The organism is Bordetella sp. (assembly GCF_057362025.1).
On record NZ_JBMQQZ010000003.1, the window covers coordinates 155195 to 172106 of the forward strand.

At 66.3% G+C, this 16912-nt stretch carries 18 protein-coding genes; 10 read left to right on the forward strand and 8 right to left on the reverse strand.

Annotated elements, in window-relative coordinates:
• Window positions 1–110: 110 nt before the first annotated feature.
• Window positions 111–1568, forward strand: a complete 1458-nt coding sequence (locus ACO1P8_RS01895; RefSeq protein ID WP_486294242.1) for an MFS transporter — start codon at window positions 111–113, stop codon at window positions 1566–1568.
• Between the two features lie 27 nt (window positions 1569–1595).
• Here the strand turns inward: ACO1P8_RS01895 and ACO1P8_RS01900 are convergent, their stop codons facing one another.
• Window positions 1596–2348 carry an SRPBCC family protein gene (locus tag ACO1P8_RS01900; RefSeq protein ID WP_486294243.1) on the reverse strand — a complete coding sequence of 251 codons (753 nt, stop codon included), beginning with the start codon at window positions 2346–2348 and terminating at the stop codon, window positions 1596–1598.
• 18 nt (window positions 2349–2366) lie between these two features.
• Window positions 2367–2873 (reverse strand): DUF6496 domain-containing protein, encoded by a 507-nt coding sequence (locus ACO1P8_RS01905; RefSeq protein WP_486294244.1) that lies wholly within the window; start codon window positions 2871–2873, stop codon window positions 2367–2369.
• Between the two features lie 224 nt (window positions 2874–3097).
• On the opposite strand from ACO1P8_RS01905, the gene ACO1P8_RS01910 reads away from it, so the two are divergent.
• Window positions 3098–3313, forward strand: coding sequence for a dodecin (locus ACO1P8_RS01910; protein WP_486294245.1), 216 nt, complete (start codon window positions 3098–3100; stop codon window positions 3311–3313).
• 25 nt (window positions 3314–3338) lie between these two features.
• Here the strand turns inward: ACO1P8_RS01910 and ACO1P8_RS01915 are convergent, their stop codons facing one another.
• On the reverse strand, window positions 3339–3884 hold the full coding sequence (locus ACO1P8_RS01915) for an NADPH-dependent FMN reductase (RefSeq protein ID WP_486294246.1): 546 nt from the start codon (window positions 3882–3884) through the stop codon (window positions 3339–3341).
• Between the two features lie 285 nt (window positions 3885–4169).
• On the opposite strand from ACO1P8_RS01915, the gene ACO1P8_RS01920 reads away from it, so the two are divergent.
• Entirely contained in the window at window positions 4170–4751 is a 582-nt protein-coding gene (locus ACO1P8_RS01920; protein ID WP_486294247.1) for an antibiotic biosynthesis monooxygenase, read from the forward strand.
• A 172-nt stretch (window positions 4752–4923) separates the two neighbouring features.
• Window positions 4924–5811: a mechanosensitive ion channel family protein gene (locus ACO1P8_RS01925; RefSeq protein WP_486294248.1), complete on the forward strand. Its 888-nt coding sequence runs from the start codon at window positions 4924–4926 to the stop codon at window positions 5809–5811.
• Here ACO1P8_RS01925 and ACO1P8_RS01930 read toward each other — a convergent pair.
• On the reverse strand, window positions 5777–6586 hold the full coding sequence (locus ACO1P8_RS01930) for an IclR family transcriptional regulator (RefSeq protein ID WP_486294249.1): 810 nt from the start codon (window positions 6584–6586) through the stop codon (window positions 5777–5779). The two genes, ACO1P8_RS01925 and ACO1P8_RS01930, sit on opposite strands and share 35 nt — an antisense overlap.
• Window positions 6587–6748: 162 nt before the next feature.
• Here ACO1P8_RS01930 and ACO1P8_RS01935 point away from each other — a divergent pair, with 162 nt between their 5' ends.
• Entirely contained in the window at window positions 6749–7735 is a 987-nt protein-coding gene (locus ACO1P8_RS01935; RefSeq protein WP_486294250.1) for a Bug family tripartite tricarboxylate transporter substrate binding protein, read from the forward strand.
• Between the two features lie 57 nt (window positions 7736–7792).
• Here the strand turns inward: ACO1P8_RS01935 and ACO1P8_RS01940 are convergent, their stop codons facing one another.
• On the reverse strand, window positions 7793–8545 hold the full coding sequence (locus ACO1P8_RS01940) for an RNA methyltransferase (protein ID WP_486294341.1): 753 nt from the start codon (window positions 8543–8545) through the stop codon (window positions 7793–7795).
• Window positions 8546–8677: 132 nt separating this feature from the next.
• Here ACO1P8_RS01940 and ACO1P8_RS01945 point away from each other — a divergent pair, with 132 nt between their 5' ends.
• From ACO1P8_RS01945 to ACO1P8_RS01955, 3 genes are all read left to right on the forward strand, one after another.
• A complete protein-coding gene (locus tag ACO1P8_RS01945; protein ID WP_094840956.1) occupies window positions 8678–9454 on the forward strand; it encodes an inositol monophosphatase family protein in 777 nt (258 codons plus the stop codon).
• 376 nt (window positions 9455–9830) lie between these two features.
• Entirely contained in the window at window positions 9831–11420 is a 1590-nt protein-coding gene (locus ACO1P8_RS01950) for a TerC family protein (protein ID WP_486294251.1), read from the forward strand.
• A gap of 16 nt (window positions 11421–11436) precedes the next feature.
• Window positions 11437–12303, forward strand: coding sequence for an undecaprenyl-diphosphate phosphatase (locus ACO1P8_RS01955; RefSeq protein ID WP_486294252.1), 867 nt, complete (start codon window positions 11437–11439; stop codon window positions 12301–12303).
• Window positions 12304–12343: 40 nt separating this feature from the next.
• On the opposite strand, the gene ACO1P8_RS01960 is transcribed toward ACO1P8_RS01955, so the two are convergent.
• The 3 genes from ACO1P8_RS01960 to ACO1P8_RS01970 form a co-directional block, all read right to left on the reverse strand.
• Window positions 12344–13114, reverse strand: a complete 771-nt coding sequence (locus ACO1P8_RS01960; protein ID WP_486294253.1) for a UDP-2,3-diacylglucosamine diphosphatase — start codon at window positions 13112–13114, stop codon at window positions 12344–12346.
• Window positions 13107–13616, reverse strand: coding sequence for a peptidylprolyl isomerase (locus tag ACO1P8_RS01965; RefSeq protein WP_486294342.1), 510 nt, complete (start codon window positions 13614–13616; stop codon window positions 13107–13109). Before ACO1P8_RS01965 ends, ACO1P8_RS01960 begins: the two co-directional genes overlap by 8 nt.
• A gap of 134 nt (window positions 13617–13750) precedes the next feature.
• Window positions 13751–14446: a tetratricopeptide repeat protein gene (locus ACO1P8_RS01970; protein WP_486294343.1), complete on the reverse strand. Its 696-nt coding sequence runs from the start codon at window positions 14444–14446 to the stop codon at window positions 13751–13753.
• 324 nt (window positions 14447–14770) lie between these two features.
• On the opposite strand from ACO1P8_RS01970, the gene cysS reads away from it, so the two are divergent.
• Complete coding sequence (gene cysS, locus ACO1P8_RS01975) at window positions 14771–16228, forward strand: cysteine--tRNA ligase (protein WP_486294254.1); 1458 nt, start codon at window positions 14771–14773, stop codon at window positions 16226–16228.
• 23 nt (window positions 16229–16251) lie between these two features.
• Entirely contained in the window at window positions 16252–16890 is a 639-nt protein-coding gene (locus tag ACO1P8_RS01980; protein WP_094840961.1) for a DNA-3-methyladenine glycosylase family protein, read from the forward strand.
• Window positions 16891–16912: the final 22 nt, after the last annotated feature.

Here is a 16912-nt window from a genome sequence, read left to right on the forward strand (position 1 = left end):
TTTGCGGGCGGCGGGCCGGCACGGGCGGTTGTATTTACAATTTCGGCCGGTCAGTACCGCCGCGCCGCGCCATCCCCGGTGCATCGGCGCGGCACCACGCAGGAGACGCCGTGAGTATCGCGAAGGACGAGGAGGCCGCCGGACGGGCGGAGACACCGGCAAACGGACCGGAACCTGGGGGCGGCCGGGGGGTCGCCTGGCTGGTGGCCGGAGCCTTCTTCATGGAAATGCTGGATGCCACGGTCATCACCACGGCGTTGCCGGAAATGGCGCACAGCTTCGGCGTGCGGCCGGCGGATATGTCCATCGGCATGAGCGCCTACCTGCTGGCGCTGGCGGTTTTCATTCCGGTCAGCGGCTGGGTCGCGGACCGCTACGGGCCGCGACGCGTATTCGGGTCCGCGCTGGCGCTGTTCACCGTGGCTTCGGTGCTGTGCGGCCTATCGCAGTCTTTGGCCCAATTCACGGCGGCCCGCATCCTGCAGGGCCTGGGCGGCGCGATGATGGTGCCGGTCGGACGCCTGGCGGTATTGCGCGTCACGCCCAGGCAGGACCTGGTGAAGGCGATCGCCATCATCACCTGGCCGGGGTTAGCGGCCCCGGTGATCGGGCCGCTGGTGGGCGGGATCGTAACCACCGCCCTCAGCTGGCACTGGATTTTTTTCCTCAACGTGCCCTTGGGCCTGGCCGCGCTGCTCGCCAACGCCCGCCTGGTGCGCGGCGCCGCGGGCGGGCCGCGGCCCTTCGATGTCCCGGGCTTCGTGCTGGCCGGCGTGGGCTGCAGCGTGCTGATGTACGCGGTGGACCTGTGCGGCAAGCTGGACGTCGACCTGGGCACCGTCCTGGGCCTGCTGCTGCTGGCTGTGGTGTCGCTGGTCCTGGCGGCGCGCCACCTGCGCCGCGCGCCGCACCCGCTGGTGGACCTGTCGCCCATGCGGTACCAGACCTTCGCAGTCACGATGTACGGCGGCTCGCTGTTCCGCATCGCCATCGGCAGCGCGCCTTTCCTGTTGCCCTTGATGTTCCAGGTGGGCTTCGGCCTGTCGCCGGTGCAGGCAGGTTCGCTGATGCTGGCCCTGTTCGCGGGCAATCTGGCGATGAAGCCCGCCACCGGCTGGGTGATGCGAACCTATGGCTTTCGGCGCGTGCTGGTGGTCAATGGGCTGCTGGTGGCGGCGGGTTTCGCGCTGTGCGCCACCCTGGCCCCCGGCTCCCCGGTCTGGTGGACGTCGGCCCTGCTGTTCTGCAGCGGCATGAGCCGCTCCATGCAGTTCACGGCCCTGAATACCCTGGGGTTCGCCGACATTCCCAAGCCCGCCATGACGGGGGCGACAACGCTGTTCAGCGCCTGCCAGCAGCTCAATGCCGGGCTGGGTATCGCTTTCGGCGCGGTGGCGTTGCGGGCCGCCGAATGGATGTCCGGCAACGGATCGGCGCCGCCGGGGCCCTTGCAGTTCCGGATTGCCCTGTTGCTGTCCGCGGCCTTGGCCGCGGCGGCGATCATCGATAGCGTGCGTTTGCCGGCCAATGCCGGCGCGGATATCAGCGGGCATCGGCGGCCGGCATGAGCCGGCCGCCAGCCGGTACCCGCCGCGCTAATCGCCGTCTTCGCTGGCCGTGGCGTGGTCCTGTCCGGCTTCCAGGAAGCGCTTCAACCTGAGCAGGTCGTCGCGCGCCTGTACGCCCGGGGTGTCGCCCCAGAGCTTGGCCACGATACGCCCCAGTTCGCCGGCCGGCGGCTCGTAGGCGATGACGGCCTGGACCTCCGTGCCCAGGCCTACCACGTCGCTGAAGCTCAACGATCCGGTATGCCGTATCGGCGATTCCGGCATGGATTCCCAGGCAATGCGGACGTTGGGAACGTCTTCGGTCACGACCGTATCCCATTCCAGCGTCTGGCCCAGCGGCGCTTCGATGGTCCAGTGGCTGTGGCGGTCGTCCACCACGTCCACCCGCTTGATATGCTGCATGAACTGCGCCAGGTTCTGGAATTGGCGGCAGAATGCGTAGACCTCTTCGATAGGGCGCTGGACCACGATGCGTTGCGAGGATGCCGCCGCCGTCCGCCAGCCGTATTCGGCCGCGACGGTGCGCTCGTGCGGCGTCTTGGCCAGGCGGGCCTTGACCGCGCAGCGGCCGGACAGCCCCCGGCTTACCAGCGCGCCGCCCGCCAGGGCGGACAGCACGCCGAGGATGCCGCCCCGCCTCAGCCCGGCCAGCACCAGGGCGCCGCCGCCGACGCCGGACAGCCAGCGTTCCTTTTCGTTAAGGTTCACCGGCCCGATCTCCGGCTTGGCGGACAGGAACGCCAGCAACTGCGACACATTCTTGGACGTTGGGGATGCCATGTGTACCTCCGCGCGGACTCAATGGGCGTGCTGGGCATGCCGGTTGGCCGCGCGCGTGCGCGCCGCCTTGCGGGCGGCGGCGGAGCGGCCCGCTGCGCCCTTGGTCTGCGCCGCCTTGCGCGCCGCCGCCGAACGATCGGCTGCCGTGCGTTTGCGTGCCGCGCTCTTGGCCTGGCCCGATAACGCGCGCCCCGATGCGCCGGCCGTGCTTTCGCGCTTCAGGGCCCGGGTGGTGGCCGCGGAGCGCTTGGCCGATTTGGCGCCGCCTTTGTGCGCCTTCGCTTCATCCTGGCTGGCTTTTTTCTTGGTCGCCTTGGACGCGGTCGACTTGGTGGGCACCTTGACGCCGGCACGGCGCGCCTCGGACAGGCCGATGGCCACCGCCTGCTTGGCCGATCGCACGCCGTGCTTGCCTTCGCGGACATGTTCGACTTGCTCGCGGACGAATTCGCCGGCCTGGGTCGACGCCGACTTGCCTTGCTTCTTGTCGCGCTCCGCGCGAGCGAGGGTTTTGCGTTCGGGCATGATCGCCTCCATCTGAAACCGGGCTCGGGATGGGCCCCACGGGTGTGATGTACGTGCAGCAAACCCCATGCCGGTCGGCGGCGCGCCCGATATGGCCGCGCGCACGACATGGACGCATGGACCGCCTGCCGCGACATGGCCGTGCACGACATTTGCGGACGAGGTGCGCCGGGCCCGTCCGGCCCCGGCGCACCCGCCGCGCGCGGCACTCAAGGAGACTTCACATGGGCAATCACGTGTACAAGCAGATCGAGCTGGTAGGCTCGTCGACCAGCTCCAGCGACGATGCGATTTCCCGCGCCATCGAACGGGCATCCTCGACCCTGCGCAATATCGAATGGTTCGAGGTGACGAACGTGCGCGGGCACATCGAGCAGGGCAAGGTGGCGCACTGGCAGGTTTGCCTGAAGATCGGCATGCGTATCGAGGACGCGGACTGACCGGGGCGGGCCTCGCCCCGCATGCCTACGCCAATTTTTCGACCCACGCGACATACCGGTCCACCCAACCCTGCAAAAAGGCGCGGGTGTCGGTATTCGCGATGGCGCCGTCGCCGTCGAAGAAACCGTCTTTCATCTGCAGGAACACTTCGGGAAGCGTCAGCGCCATCGAGCCTTCCGCCGCCAGGATGTTGCGCAGATGCTGCTGGGCCAGCGCGGTGCCCGCATTGCTGGGCGAGATGCCGACGATGCCGCTGGGCTTGCCGGTCCAGACGTTCTGGCCGTAGGGGCGCGAGCCCCAGTCGATGGCGTTCTTCAGCGCGGCCGGGATGGAGCGGTTGTGTTCCGGGGTGACGAACAGCAAACCCTGCGATCGGCGAATCTGGTCCTTCAGCGCCAGCGGCGCGGCGGGCATGGCCTGGTCCAGATCCTGGTTGTACAAGGGCAGGTCCAGGTTGGCGTGGGTCAGCTTGAAATGCGGCGGCATCAGCTTTTCCATCGCGTGGGCCAGTTGCAGGTTGAACGAAGCCTTGCGCAGGCTGCCGACAAGGACGGTGATCTGGTAGTCCATGGTTTTCGCTTCCTAGGCTGGGTTGAAGAGGCATGGCCAGTGTAGAGGCCGGGCGGGCGCCCGGCCGCAAACCGCGGTCCCGACGCCCTGCTTTATTTATGCACCGGGACGGTGCATGGCCCCAGGGTTTTCACTAGGGCGGGGAATTGTGCGGTGCAAGATGGGCGCGCTCGATCCCACCATTTGTCATAGGCAAGGGGAATTTATTGCGTCGCAAAATTGGCACGCATATTGCTCTTGGGATAACGCCAGTGCTGTATCTGGCTTGATCGAGGAGTAGTAGCCATGTCCGCCCCCGCCGTTGTAATGCCGGCCCCCGTAACCATGCTGATCACGCGACAGATCGCGCCGGAACGCTACAGCGATTTCCTGTCGTGGCTGCGCCAGGGGGAAATACTGGCTGCCGGCTTTCCGGGTTTCCTGGGGTCGGGCGTGCTGCAGCCGCCGGAAGGCGGAGACCAATACCAGATCGTATTGCGCTTCCATGACGAACAGAGCCTGTCGCGCTGGGAGAACTCCCTGCCGCGACGGATGTGGCTGGAGCGCGGACGGGAGCTGGTGCGCGAAAGCCGCGTGCACCGGGCGACCGGGATGGACGCCTGGTTCGGCCCGCAAAAGAGCGCGCCGCCGCGCTGGAAGCAGGCCTTCAGCATCTGGGTGGTCTATTGCCCGTCGCTGCTGCTGTTCAACGTCCTGTTCCAGGAGCCATTGGCGTCGCTCTCGCTGTTCTGGCGCGTGCTGGTGACGACGTCCACCATGAGTCCCATCCTGTCGTTTTTCCTGATCCCCTTCATCAGCCGTGTCCTGCATCGCTGGCTGCATCCGGGCACGGTGCGTCCTTCCGCGCGCAATGCGTTGAAAGCGTAGAAAGCGTAGAAAGCGTAGAAAGCGGCCCGCTCCTGGACTGCGCGGCCTCGTTGCCGGCCGGGGCGGGATGCCGCCTCGGCGGCGCGGCAGGATAGGGCCATGCTCATCTGATAAAGTCCGGCAGGTTTGCGGCGGCGGTCGCCGCCTGCCAGCGATACACAGGAGCTACGGAATGGTCACCAATTTCTCCGGCCTCGGGGCCGTTCTTTCTCCCATGGTCGATATCGGCCTGCAGCTGATCTGGGGCGTGGTGATACTCGGGCTGGGCTGGTGGGCCGCCGGCCTGCTTGGCCGCTGGGTGCGCCGCCTGGCGCAGCGATCCGACCGGGTCGATCCCACGGTGGTGCCGATGTTCTGCACGACGGTGGTATGGTCGGTACGCATATTCACGGTAATCGCAGTGCTGGCGCAGTTCGGCGTGCAAACCGCCAGCATCATCGCGGTACTTGGCGCCGCCGGCCTGGCGGTCGGGCTGGCCTTGCAGGGCACGCTGCAGAACATCGCGGCGGGCATCATGTTGCTGATGCTGCGGCCTATCCGAGCCGGCGAATATATCGCGCTGAGTTCCGGGAGCGAAGGCACCGTGGAGGAAGTCGGGCTGTTCCTGACGCGGCTGGTGCAGGGGGACGGCATTCACGTCACGCTGCCCAACAGCACGATCTGGAACGCCACCATCACCAATTACAGCCGCAACGCGACGCGTCGTTTCGACATGGCGGTGGGCATCCGCTACGGCGACGACCTCGACCTTGCCATCGCCACGCTGCGCGACACGGTCAATGCCCACCCGCTGGCGCTGCAATCGCCCGCGCCGGACGTGCGGGTGTTCGAATACCGTGACAACGTCGTTGTCGTAAACACCCGGGTATGGGCGGAGACCGCACGTTATTGGGAATTCCGCTGGGATCTGCTGCACAAGACCCGCCTGGCGCTGGACGCCGCCGGTCTGCGTCCGCCGGTGCCGGTGCGCGAAGTGACCTACGCGAATGCCGGGCAGGAAACCGCGCCGGCGCGGCAATCTGCCGTCAGTGCTGCTGCAGACGCGCCAGTTCGGCCTTGATCCAGCCGGCGATTTCCCTTTGCCGTTGCGCCGGCATGCGGTCGATGATGGCGGTCACGCTGATGGCCAGCACCGGCAGCCCCTGCGCATCGAGCAGGGCGCATCCCACGCCCAACGCCCCGCGCACGGCGTGATTGCCCACCACCGAATAGCCGCGCGCGCGGGTGTTTTCGATCAGGCGCAGCATTTCATGCGGAGTCATGCCGCCGTATTCGTCCAGGTGCGCGGCATTGCGCTCCACGATGCTGCGGCCTTCGTCGTCGGGAAGGGCGGCCAGTAGCGCCATGCCGCCGGAGCCCACTCCCAGCGGCTGGCGCTTGCCGGCATAGGTGGCGAGGATCTGGACCGGATAGCCGCCGATTTCGCGATGCAGGCTCACCGATTCGTCGCCCTCGCGCACCACGAGGAAGACGGCGTCGCCCGTCCGTTGCGCCAGCCGCCGGAGGGCTGGCAGCGTCTGCCGCAGCCTGGGATCGGCCTCCGGTACCCCCATTTCCTGCGTCAGTTGGGCGCGGTAGCGCTTGGTCCCGAGCACGGGCTGGGCCAGGCCGGCTTCCATCAACGCGGCCATCAACCGGTATATCGTCGGCCGCTGGATGCCGGTACAGCGCGCGAGGTCGGTGACGCACAATCCATCCGCGCCATGGTCGCGCAGCGCAGCCAGGACTTGCAGGCCGCGGCGCAAGGTGCGCGGGCCGGCGGCCTGGGGCGAGGCGTCTTCCGCGGAAGCCGGCAGGGGACGGCCGACAGAAGGGGGGAGAGAAAGCTCAGGCATAAAGGCAAAAAATCAAACGTCCGCGTGACGGACGAACTGGGCCATAGTTGTTGCAGCATGTTGCGCTAACGCGGACAATCCGCACAAAAATCATTTTAAGCGTCCACCAACCGGACGGCCTAATCGAAACGTCCATCACCTGGACATATTGGAGTGAGACAGATGAGTCAAAAGCTTGCCCTGTTCCGTCGTACCGCCGCCACGCTCGCGAGCGCGGCCGCCCTCTTTACCGCCACCGCCCCCGCGCAGGCCGCCTACCCGGATAAGCCCGTGCGCATCGTCGTCGGCTTCAGCGCCGGCGGGACCACCGATGTGATCGCCCGCATCATGGCCAAGGAGCTGACGGAATCCCTGCACCAGTCCTTCGTGATCGAAAACAAGCCCGGTGCCGGCAGCAATATCGGGACGGAATACGTGGCGCGCGCCACACCGGACGGCTACACCTTGTACTTCGTCGCCGTCACCAGTGCCATCAACCAGACCCTGTATTCCAAGCTGAACTTCGATCTGGTGAAGGACTTCGCGCCCATCGCGCTGGCCGCCAAGGTGCCCAATGTGCTGGTGGTGAATCCGCAATTGCCGGTCAAATCCGTCAAGGAGCTTGTCGACTACGCCAAGGCCCATCCCGGCAAGCTGGCCTTCGCGTCTTCCGGTAGCGGCACTTCCATCCACATGGCCGGCGAACTCTTCAAACTGCAGGCCGGTGTCGATGTGCTGCATGTGCCCTACAAGGGCAGCGCGCCGGCGCTGACCGACCTGATCGGCGGCCAGGTGCAGTTCATGTTCGACAACATGCCCTCATCGTGGCCCCATGTCCAGTCCGGCAAGCTGCGCGCACTGGCCGTGACGACCAAGGACCGCTCGCCGACGGCGCCGAATCTGCCCACCATGGCGGAATCGGGGTTCCCCACCTTCGACGTCTCGTCGTGGTTCGGACTGATCGCGCCCAAGGGTACCCCCCCGGAGGTGATCAAGACGCTGAACGCGGCGATGGAGAAGGCGCTGGACAAGCCTGAAGTGAAGGATGCGTTCGACAAATTGGGCGCCGTGCCGTCCAAGACCACGCCCGAGCAGTTCAGCCAGTTCATCCAGTCGGAGGTCAAGACCTGGGCGACCGTGGTCAAGGCGTCGGGGGCGCGCGTCGACTGACAGGTATTCCCTGCTGGCCGGTGGCGCCGCGTACGCGGCAGTCCCGGCCCGGCGGAATCAATCGCTGCGACGGGCGCCGGCTGCCTTCAGCATGGCGGTACATACCCCACGCAGCATATCGACTTCATCCCGGGTCAGGGCGCTGCGGCTGAACAGATGGCGCATGCGCGGCATCAGCTTCTTGGGATGCCTGGGGTCCAGGAACTTCACGGCCACCAGGGCTTCTTCCCAATGCGTGAGCAGTGCGTGCACGGCTTCGACCGGCGCGGGTTCCGCGCCGGGATCGGGCGCCTGCGCCGTCGTGGCGGGCAGCAGGCTGCCTCCCTGCGCCGAGATCAAGGCATAGCGCAGCTCCCATGCCGCCAACTGCAGGGCCTGCGCGACGTTCAGCGAACTGTATTCGGGGTTGGCGGGGATATGGCAAATGCGGTGGCAGGCGGCGATCTGCGCGTTGGTCAGCCCGGCCCGTTCCGTGCCCAGCACGATGGCCACGCTGCCGGCCTCGTGGCCGGCCAGATGCTCGCGCGCCAGCACCGCGGCCTGACGGATGTCGCAGGGCGGCGGACCCAGGTCGCGCACCCGCGCCGTCAGCGCGAAGGCCAAAGTGACCGGCGCCAATGCGGATTCCAGCGTATCGTGCACGGTGGCGGCGGCCAGCACGTCGCCGGCCCCGCTGGCCAGCGCAACCGCCTCTGGCTGCGCCACCATGTCTTCCAGCCGCGGCGCGACCAGCGCCAGGTCGGAAAAACCCATGGTTTTGATGGCCCGCGCGGCGGACCCCACATTGCCCGGATGGCTGGGCTCGACCATCACGAAACGTACCCGCGCGAATGCCCGCTGGGGTGTTGATGCCTGAGTCATTTAAAATGTCACGTTTGGCGCAGCGGAACCGGCCGTCCGGCAGGCTTCCGACCGCGCATTAGCGAAATCGTACGGAATTTTATGCACCCGATGCTCAACATCGCCATCAAGGCGGCCCGGCGTGCCGGCACCATCATCAATCGTGCCAGCCTCGACCTGGAAAGACTGAACGTGGCTCGAAAGGGGCCGCGGGATTATGTCACGGAAGTCGACCAGGCCGCCGAGACCTCCATCGTGGAAACGCTGCGCGCGGCCTACCCCGACCACGCCGTGGTGGGAGAGGAATACGGGTTGCAGGGCGACGAGCATGCTGAATTCCGCTGGATCATCGATCCCCTGGACGGCACCACCAATTTCATCCACGGCCTGCCCAACTATGCCGTATCGATCGCGCTGATGCAGCGCGGCCTGGCGGTGCAGGCGGTGATCTACGACCCCTCGCGCAACGAGATGTTCACCGCCAGCCGGGGCGGTGGCGCGTTCCTGAACGATCGCCGCGTCCGGGTCTCCGGCCGCACGCGATACCACGAGGCCTTGCTGGGCGCGCACTGGCCGGGCTCGGCCGGCCCGGACCAGGGCGGCGGCAAGTTCAAGCAGATGGCGCAGGGCAGCGCCGGCGTGCGCCGCATGGGCGCCACCGTCCTGGACCTCGCCTACGTGGCCTGCGGTCGGCTGGACGGCTTCTGCGGCGTCGCGCTCAAGCCCTGGGACATGGCCGCGGGCAGCCTGCTGGTGCAAGAGGCCGGCGGGCTGGTGGCGGACTTTACCGGCGAGCAGGGTTGGCTGGAGTCGGGCAATGTCCTGGCCGCCAGTCCCAAGATTTTCACGCAGATGCTCGGCGTGCTGCAGGGGGCCTGAACCCGCTCCCGAAGCGCCGCGCATCCCCTTCAGGCGCGACGCTGGTGTTGCGGCGGGGCCGGATTCCCGGCGTGCCCACTCGGGGTAACCGTTCCATGCGGCGCCTCGCGCGATGATCCCTGAAAATGGTCAGACCCGTCGGGCCTGGCCTTGCGCGCGCGGGGCCAACTTGTGGGTAGGCCGGGGGAGAGGGGGCCGCGGGCACTCGGGAAGGGAGCCGATCGGGTCTGTGCACGTATTTCAGCGCCCGCGCGCCGAACTTGCCATCGCCCACAAGAACTAAGGCGCGGGCCGCTTGCCGGATCGGTTCTTGCGTGACCGGCGTGTTGCGACGTTTCCATGTACGATTACCGGTCGTTAACTGCTGGAGTTGCCAATGGAGTGGCTGCTGGACCCCGCTGCCTGGGTCGGCTTGCTTACCCTCGTCATCCTCGAAATCGTTCTCGGGATCGACAACCTTATCTTCATTGCCATCCTGGCGGACAAGCTGCCGCCCGCGCAACGGGACCGCGCGCGCATCATGGGCCTGTCCATGGCGCTGATCATGCGCCTGGTGCTGCTGTCCGTCATGTCCTGGCTGGTCACGCTGACCGAGCCGCTTTTTTCGGTGGGCCCGCTGCATCCGTCGGCACGCGACCTTATCCTGATGGTGGGCGGTTTCTTCCTGCTTTTCAAGGGGACCATGGAGCTGCACGAGCGCCTGGAAGGCGGGGCGCAGGTTACCTATGGGCCGCGCGTCTATGCCAGCTTCTGGGTCATCGTCACGCAAATCGTCGTGCTGGACGCCGTCTTCTCGCTGGACTCCATCATCACCGCCGTCGGCATGGTGGATCATCTGGGCATCATGATGATGGCCGTCATCATCGCGATCGGCATTATGCTGGTGGCCTCCAAGCCGCTGACACGCTTCGTCAACGCGCATCCCACGGTCGTGGTGCTGTGCCTGGGGTTCCTGTTGATGATCGGCTTTTCGCTGGTTGCCGAGGCGTTCGGCTTCAAGGTGCCCAAGGGCTATCTGTACGCGGCCATCGGTTTCTCGGTGCTGATCGAAGCATTGAACCAGGTGGCGCGGCGCAATCTGCTCAAGCTGGACGCGCGGCGCCCGATGCGCGAACGTACGGCCGAAGGCGTGCTGCGCATGCTGGGCAAGCGTCCGCCCAAGCCCGCCATGGACGAGCCCGAGGCCGCGCAAACGCAGGAATTCCAGGATGCGCCGGCCTTTGGCGTGGAAGAACGCAACATGGTCAGCGGCGTGCTCACGCTGGCCGAGCGTTCCATCCATTCCATCATGACGCCGCGCACGGACATTTCGTGGATCGATATCGAGGATGATGCGGCCACCATGCGCGCGCAGATCGAGGCCGCCCCGCACACTTTCTTCCCGGTCTGCCGCGGCAGCCTGGACGAAGTCCTGGGCATCGGCCGCGCCAAGGAAATGATTGCCGACCTGATCACCGAAGGCAGCATACGCCGCAGCCGCCTGCGCGATCCCATCATCGTCCACGAATCCATCGGCATCCTGCGCCTGATGGATACGCTCAAGCGGGCGCGCGGCCAGCTGGTGCTGGTGGCCGACGAGTTCGGCGCCATCGAAGGCCTGGTGACGCCCATGGACCTGTTCGAGGCCATCGCGGGCGAATTCCCGGACGAGGACGAGGTGCCGGACATCGTGCACGAGGGCGACGGCAAGTGGAAGATCGACGGCGCGGCGGATCTGCGGCACGTCGAGCAGGTACTGGAAACCGACGGCCTGGTGGACGAGGCGCAGGATTACGCCACACTGGCCGGCTATCTTCTGTCGCGCTTCGGCCATTTGCCGCAGCCCGGCGACAACTGCGAATTCGTATCGCCGCATCAGCGCTACCGATTCGAAGTACTGCAATTGGACGGACGGCGTATAGCCTCCGTCGGGGTGGAGCGCCTACCCTTCGAGCTTTCGCCCGCCGACGAAGGCGCCACATCGTGATTCTTCGAGCCGCATCGTGACCGACTACACCCTGTACCTGATCAAGGCCTTCTTCCTGGGCATCATCGAGGGCCTGACCGAGTTCATTCCCGTATCCAGTACCGGGCATCTCATTCTCTTCGGCGATTGGATCAACTTCCAGTCGAGTTCCGCCAAGGTGTTCGAAGTGGTCATCCAGTTCGGGTCCATCCTGGCCGTCATGTGGATATTCCGGGAGCGTCTGTGGCGGCTGATCCACGGCACCTTCACCGGTGTGCGCAGCGAAATGATGTTCACGCGCAATCTGCTGGTGGCTTTCCTGCCGGCGGCGGTCATCGGCGCGATCTTCATCCACGCCATCAAGAGCTTGTTCTACCACCCCGGCGTGGTGGCGGTCACCCTGGTCCTGGGGGGGCTGGTCATGCTCTACGTGGAACGCCACACGCATCGCACGCGTGGGGCGGCCGCCGGGGCAGGCGGGGACGACAGCGCATCCGAGGCGCATGCCACGGCGCACCGGCTGGAAGACATTTCCTGGAAGCAGGCGCTGGGCGTGGGGGTGGCGCAATGCCTGGCGATGGTCCCGGGCGTATCGCGTTCGGGTTCCACCATCATCGGCGGCATGATCGCCGGCATCCAGCGCAAGACGGCGACGGAGTTTTCTTTCTTCCTGGCCATGCCGACGATGCTGGGCGCCGCGGTGTACGACTCCTACCGCAACATGAGCGTCCTCAGCCAGCACGACGTCGTGGGCATTGCGGTGGGCTTCATCGCGGCCTTCCTGAGCGCGCTGGTCGTCGTCCGCGCCGTGCTGCGCTTCGTGGCCAATCACACGTATCGCGTCTTCGCGTGGTATCGCATCGCGCTGGGCATCCTGGTCGCGGCGGTGCTGTTCGCCCGCTGACTTGTTTCGACGAGTCAGCGGCCGCGGTCGCCGCCGGTCATCAGGCGACTTCCAGATCGTAGAACTGCATCCCATCCCGGTCGATGGCCAGCCAGCCGCCGCGGGGAGGGCGGGCGTGGTCGCAATCCCAGTCGGGCAGGACCCAGCGTTCGCGGCGCTTGCCCGCCACTTCCAGCACATGGCGATCGGGCCGATGCGTATGGCCATGCACCAGCGTCGCCACGCCGGTTTCGCGGAACAGGGATGCGACCGCGTCCGGGTTCACATCCATGATGTCGGCCTGTTTCGCCTGCGTGGCGGCCTTGCTTTCGCCGCGCGCCTGTTGCGCCAGGGTCAAACGTTCCGGAATGGATTTGCCCAGGAATTCCTTCTGCCACGCGGGGTCGCGCACCATGGCGCGAAACGCCTGGTAGGCCTGATCGTCCAGGCACAATTCGTCGCCGTGCGTCAGCAGGACCGGGCCGTAGTCCGTGTCGAGCAGCGCGGGTTCCGGCAGCAGCCGCGCACCCACCGTTTCGGCAAGTTCGGTACCCATCAGGAAATCGCGGTTGCCGCGCCCCAGCCAGACGGGGATGGCGGCGGCCGTGGTTTTCAATGCCTGCAGGACCGACGCCAGCCAGAGCGGAGGCTGGCGGATGACATCGTCGCCTATCCACGCGTCGAAGATATCCCCGGGCAGCAGGAGCGCCGATGCTTCGCTCGCCGCGGCCTCCAGGAAGCTCAGGAAGGCTTCGGTGGTGGCCGGCGCCGCCGGCCCCAAATGCATGTCCGAAGCGACCCAGATCGTTCCGGGCAGCGTGATCTTATTCAACGACTTCGGCCTTCTCGATGATGACGTCCTGCGTGGGTACGTTCTGGTGGAAGCCGCTGTTGCCGGTCTTGACGGCCTTGATCTTGTCGATCGTGTCCGTGCCTTCGGTGACCTTGCCGAATACCGCATAGCCCCAGCCGTTGGCGGTGGGAGCGGTGAAGTTCAGGAAGTCGTTGTCGGCGACGTTGATGAAGAACTGCGCGGTCGCCGATTGGGGATCGCTGGTACGGGCCATGGCCACCGTGTACTTGTCATTCTTCAGGCCGTTGTTGGCCTCGTTTTCCACGGGGGCGTGGGTTTGCTTTTGCTTCATGCCGGGTTCGAAGCCGCCGCCCTGGATCATGAAGCCGTCGATGACGCGATGAAAGACGGTGTTGTTATAGAAGCCTTCCTTGACGTAGGTCAGGAAGTTCGCCACCGTCTTGGGGGCCTTGTCGGCATCCAGGGTGATGACAAAAGCGCCATAGTTGGTCGTCATTTTGACGCGGGGGGAAGCAGCCATGGAATGTTTACCTTCGGTGGTGTTGGTGGAGGCCGCGCCCGAGGGTGCGGCGCCGGCGGCCGCCGGCAGGATCGCGGCGAATGCCACGCCGCATGCCGCATAGCGCAGCACGCGCAGTACAGAAGCTGAAAACGTCATTGTCTGGTCGGTTCCTTCAACAGATTGTCGACGGCGCGCGCTTTGTTGCCGCTGCCGGTAACGCCGAGTTTGGCGGCTTCTCCATAGGATCGCTTGGCCTGGAGCAACTGCACGTCCGCCATGTTGGCACGCGCGGCCGCGTAATTCGGGTCGGCGACCAAGGCACTGCGCAGGGCCGTTTCGGCACGATCGATTTCGCCGCGCTTGGCGTAGATCACGGCCATGTTGTTCCAGGGTTCCGGCAGCTCCGGATAGCGTGAAGTCATGTGTTCATAAATATCCAGCGCTTCCTGTTCGCGGCCCAGGGCGGCCAGGACGCGCGCATGCTGGAATTCCAGCTGGACATCGGTGCCGCCCGGCGGGGGCGGGTTGGCGGTGTCGGCCAGGCGCTTTTCTATCATCGCCAGTGCCTGCTCGTTGCGGCCGGCGGTGATCAATTGCTCGATCTTGTCGGTGATCTGCGACGGCGTGGGTTGCAGGCGCGTGTCGACTCCGGGCTTGGCCGCTTCCAGCAGTCGTGCCAGCGCGTCCCAGCCGCCTTCGGGCGGCGGCTCGTCCAGCGTCGTTGCATTGCTGTTGCGGCCCGGGCCGCTCATGCCGCCGGGCATGCCCTGGGCCTGCGCCGAGCTTATGGGCAGCCACAATAGGACGGTGGCCAGCAGGGCCGGAAGGAGTCGTGTCTTGATGGTCACTAGGGTTTCCAGTGTAAGCCAGTCCACGCGTCATGCGCGCGCGCTCAGGCCGCTTGCTATACTTGACGACCGCCATTTTAGCCTTGGTTCAGTTTCTGGGCGGCAACCGCCGGTAAACGACGCGCTGCGCGGCCGGGCCGGGCAAGGGACTGGGCAAGGCGCGGGGCCATCGGTTGGGGCAAAGGCCGGCCGCCAGGACCGCCCCACGGCACCACCGGCGGGCAGGGATATGCCGGCCCATCCCATCCCCGCGATCGCGCCCGTGCCAGGCGCGTGGACGCGGCGATGGCGGCGTCCCGATACCGGCTCATCACTCTCATATTTATGCTGCACATCTACGACACGCTATCGCGCACGAAAGTCCCTTTCAACCCCGTCGAAGCCGGCCGGGTGCGCATGTATGTGTGCGGCATGACCGTCTACGATTACTGTCACCTGGGCCATGCCCGGATGCTGGTCGGTTTCGACATTGTGCAGCGCTGGCTGCGCGCCAGCGGCCTGCGGGTCGATTACGTGCGCAACATCACCGATATCGATGACAAGATCATCCGCCGCGCCGTGCAGACCAACCGCCGCATCGGCGAGGTAACCTCGTTCTTCATCGACGCCATGCATGCCGACGAGCGCGCGCTGGGCGTGCAGGCGCCGGATCACGAGCCGCGCGCCACCGCGCATATCGGCGAGATGCTCGACATCATCGGCAAGCTCGAGGACAAGGGTCTCGCCTATCGGGCCGATGACGGCGACGTCAATTTCGCGGTGCGCGGCTTTCCCGGCTACGGCAAGCTTTCCGGCAAGACGCTGGACGACCTGCGCGCCGGCGAGCGCGTGGCGGTCGCCGCCGGCAAGCGCGATCCGCTGGATTTCGTGCTCTGGAAGGCGGCCAAGACCGAGGAGCCGGACGACACCAAATGGCCGTCGCCCTACGGCATGGGGCGCCCGGGCTGGCATATCGAATGCTCCGCGATGAGCAAAAGCCTGCTGGGCCTGCCGCTCGATATCCACGGCGGGGGGCCGGACCTGAAATTCCCCCATCACGAAAACGAAATCGCGCAGACCGAAGGCGCTTTCGGTGGGGTGCTGGCCAATGTGTGGATGCATTGCGGGCCGCTCATGGTCGACGACGACAAGATGTCGAAGTCGCTGAACAACTTCCGCACCATCCGCCAGACCGTCGCCTCCGGCCCGCTGGACGACAGCAAGGCGGATTACGCCTTCAACGCGCGCGAAGCGGAAATGCTGCGTTTCTTCATCGTGCGCAATCACTACCGCAGCCCCCAGAACTACACGCCGGACAACCTGAACGACGCGCAAAACGCCCTGGACCGCCTGTACCAGGCGCTGGCCAACGTGGCGCCCGACGATCAGGGCGTGGATTGGAACGAGCCGCAGGCGCAGGCCTTCAAGGCCGCGATGGACGACGATTTCAACACTTCCGGCGCCGTGGCGGCGTTGTTCCAGCTGGCGGGCGACGCCAACCGCACCGGCAGCGCGCGCACGGCCGGGCAACTGAAGGCCCTGGGCGCCATCCTGGGCCTGCTGCAGCATGACCCCCAGGCCTATCTGCGCACGTCCACCCGCTACAAGCAGGGCGCTCCGGCCGGCGCGGCCGCCTCGACCGTGATGGACGACCAGGCCATCCAGGGCCTCATCGACGCGCGCGCCGCCGCCAAGCGCGATCGCGATTTCGCCGAAGCCGACCGCATACGCGGCGCGCTGCGCGAAGCCGGGATAGAGCTCGAAGACAAGCCGGGCGGCGTCACGAATTGGCGCCGGGTTTGAGCCGCATCCAGGAGCCGCCCGTCATGCCGTCCGCCGATACCGCCGTCAGCAAGCCCCACTATTGGGAAGATGCCGTTTCCCATCTGGTGCGCCGCGACCGCATTCTGAAAAAGCTCATTCCCCAGCATCCGGAAGTCTGGTTGACCCCGCTGGGCACTCCGTTCGTCACGCTGGCGCGTTCCATCGTCGGCCAGCAGATTTCCGTGAAGGCGGCCGAAGCCGCATGGCAGCGCTTCGTCCAGGCGACCGGGGCGCGGCCTTCGCCCACCGCGGTCCTGCGTGTCGGCGTGGAGGGGTTGCGCGAAGCCGGGCTGTCCAAGCGCAAGGCCGAATACGTGCAGGATCTGGCGCTGCATTTCAGCGAGCGCCGCGTCCATCCGGACCGCTGGCCCCTGATGGAAGACGAGGCGGTCATCGACGAACTGGTCGCCATCCGGGGCATCAGCCGCTGGACGGCGGAAATGTTCCTGATCTTCAACCTCCAGCGGCCGGACGTCCTGCCGCTGGACGACCTGGGATTGCTCAAGGCGATCTCGCTACACTATTTCAGCGGCGAACCCGTCTCTCGCTTCGAAGCGCGGGAAGTTTCGCTGGCCTGGCAACCCTGGCGTACCGTGGCAACCTGGTATCTGTGGCGCAGCCTGGACCCTCTGGCGGTCTAGGCCACGTCCCGATACCGCATGG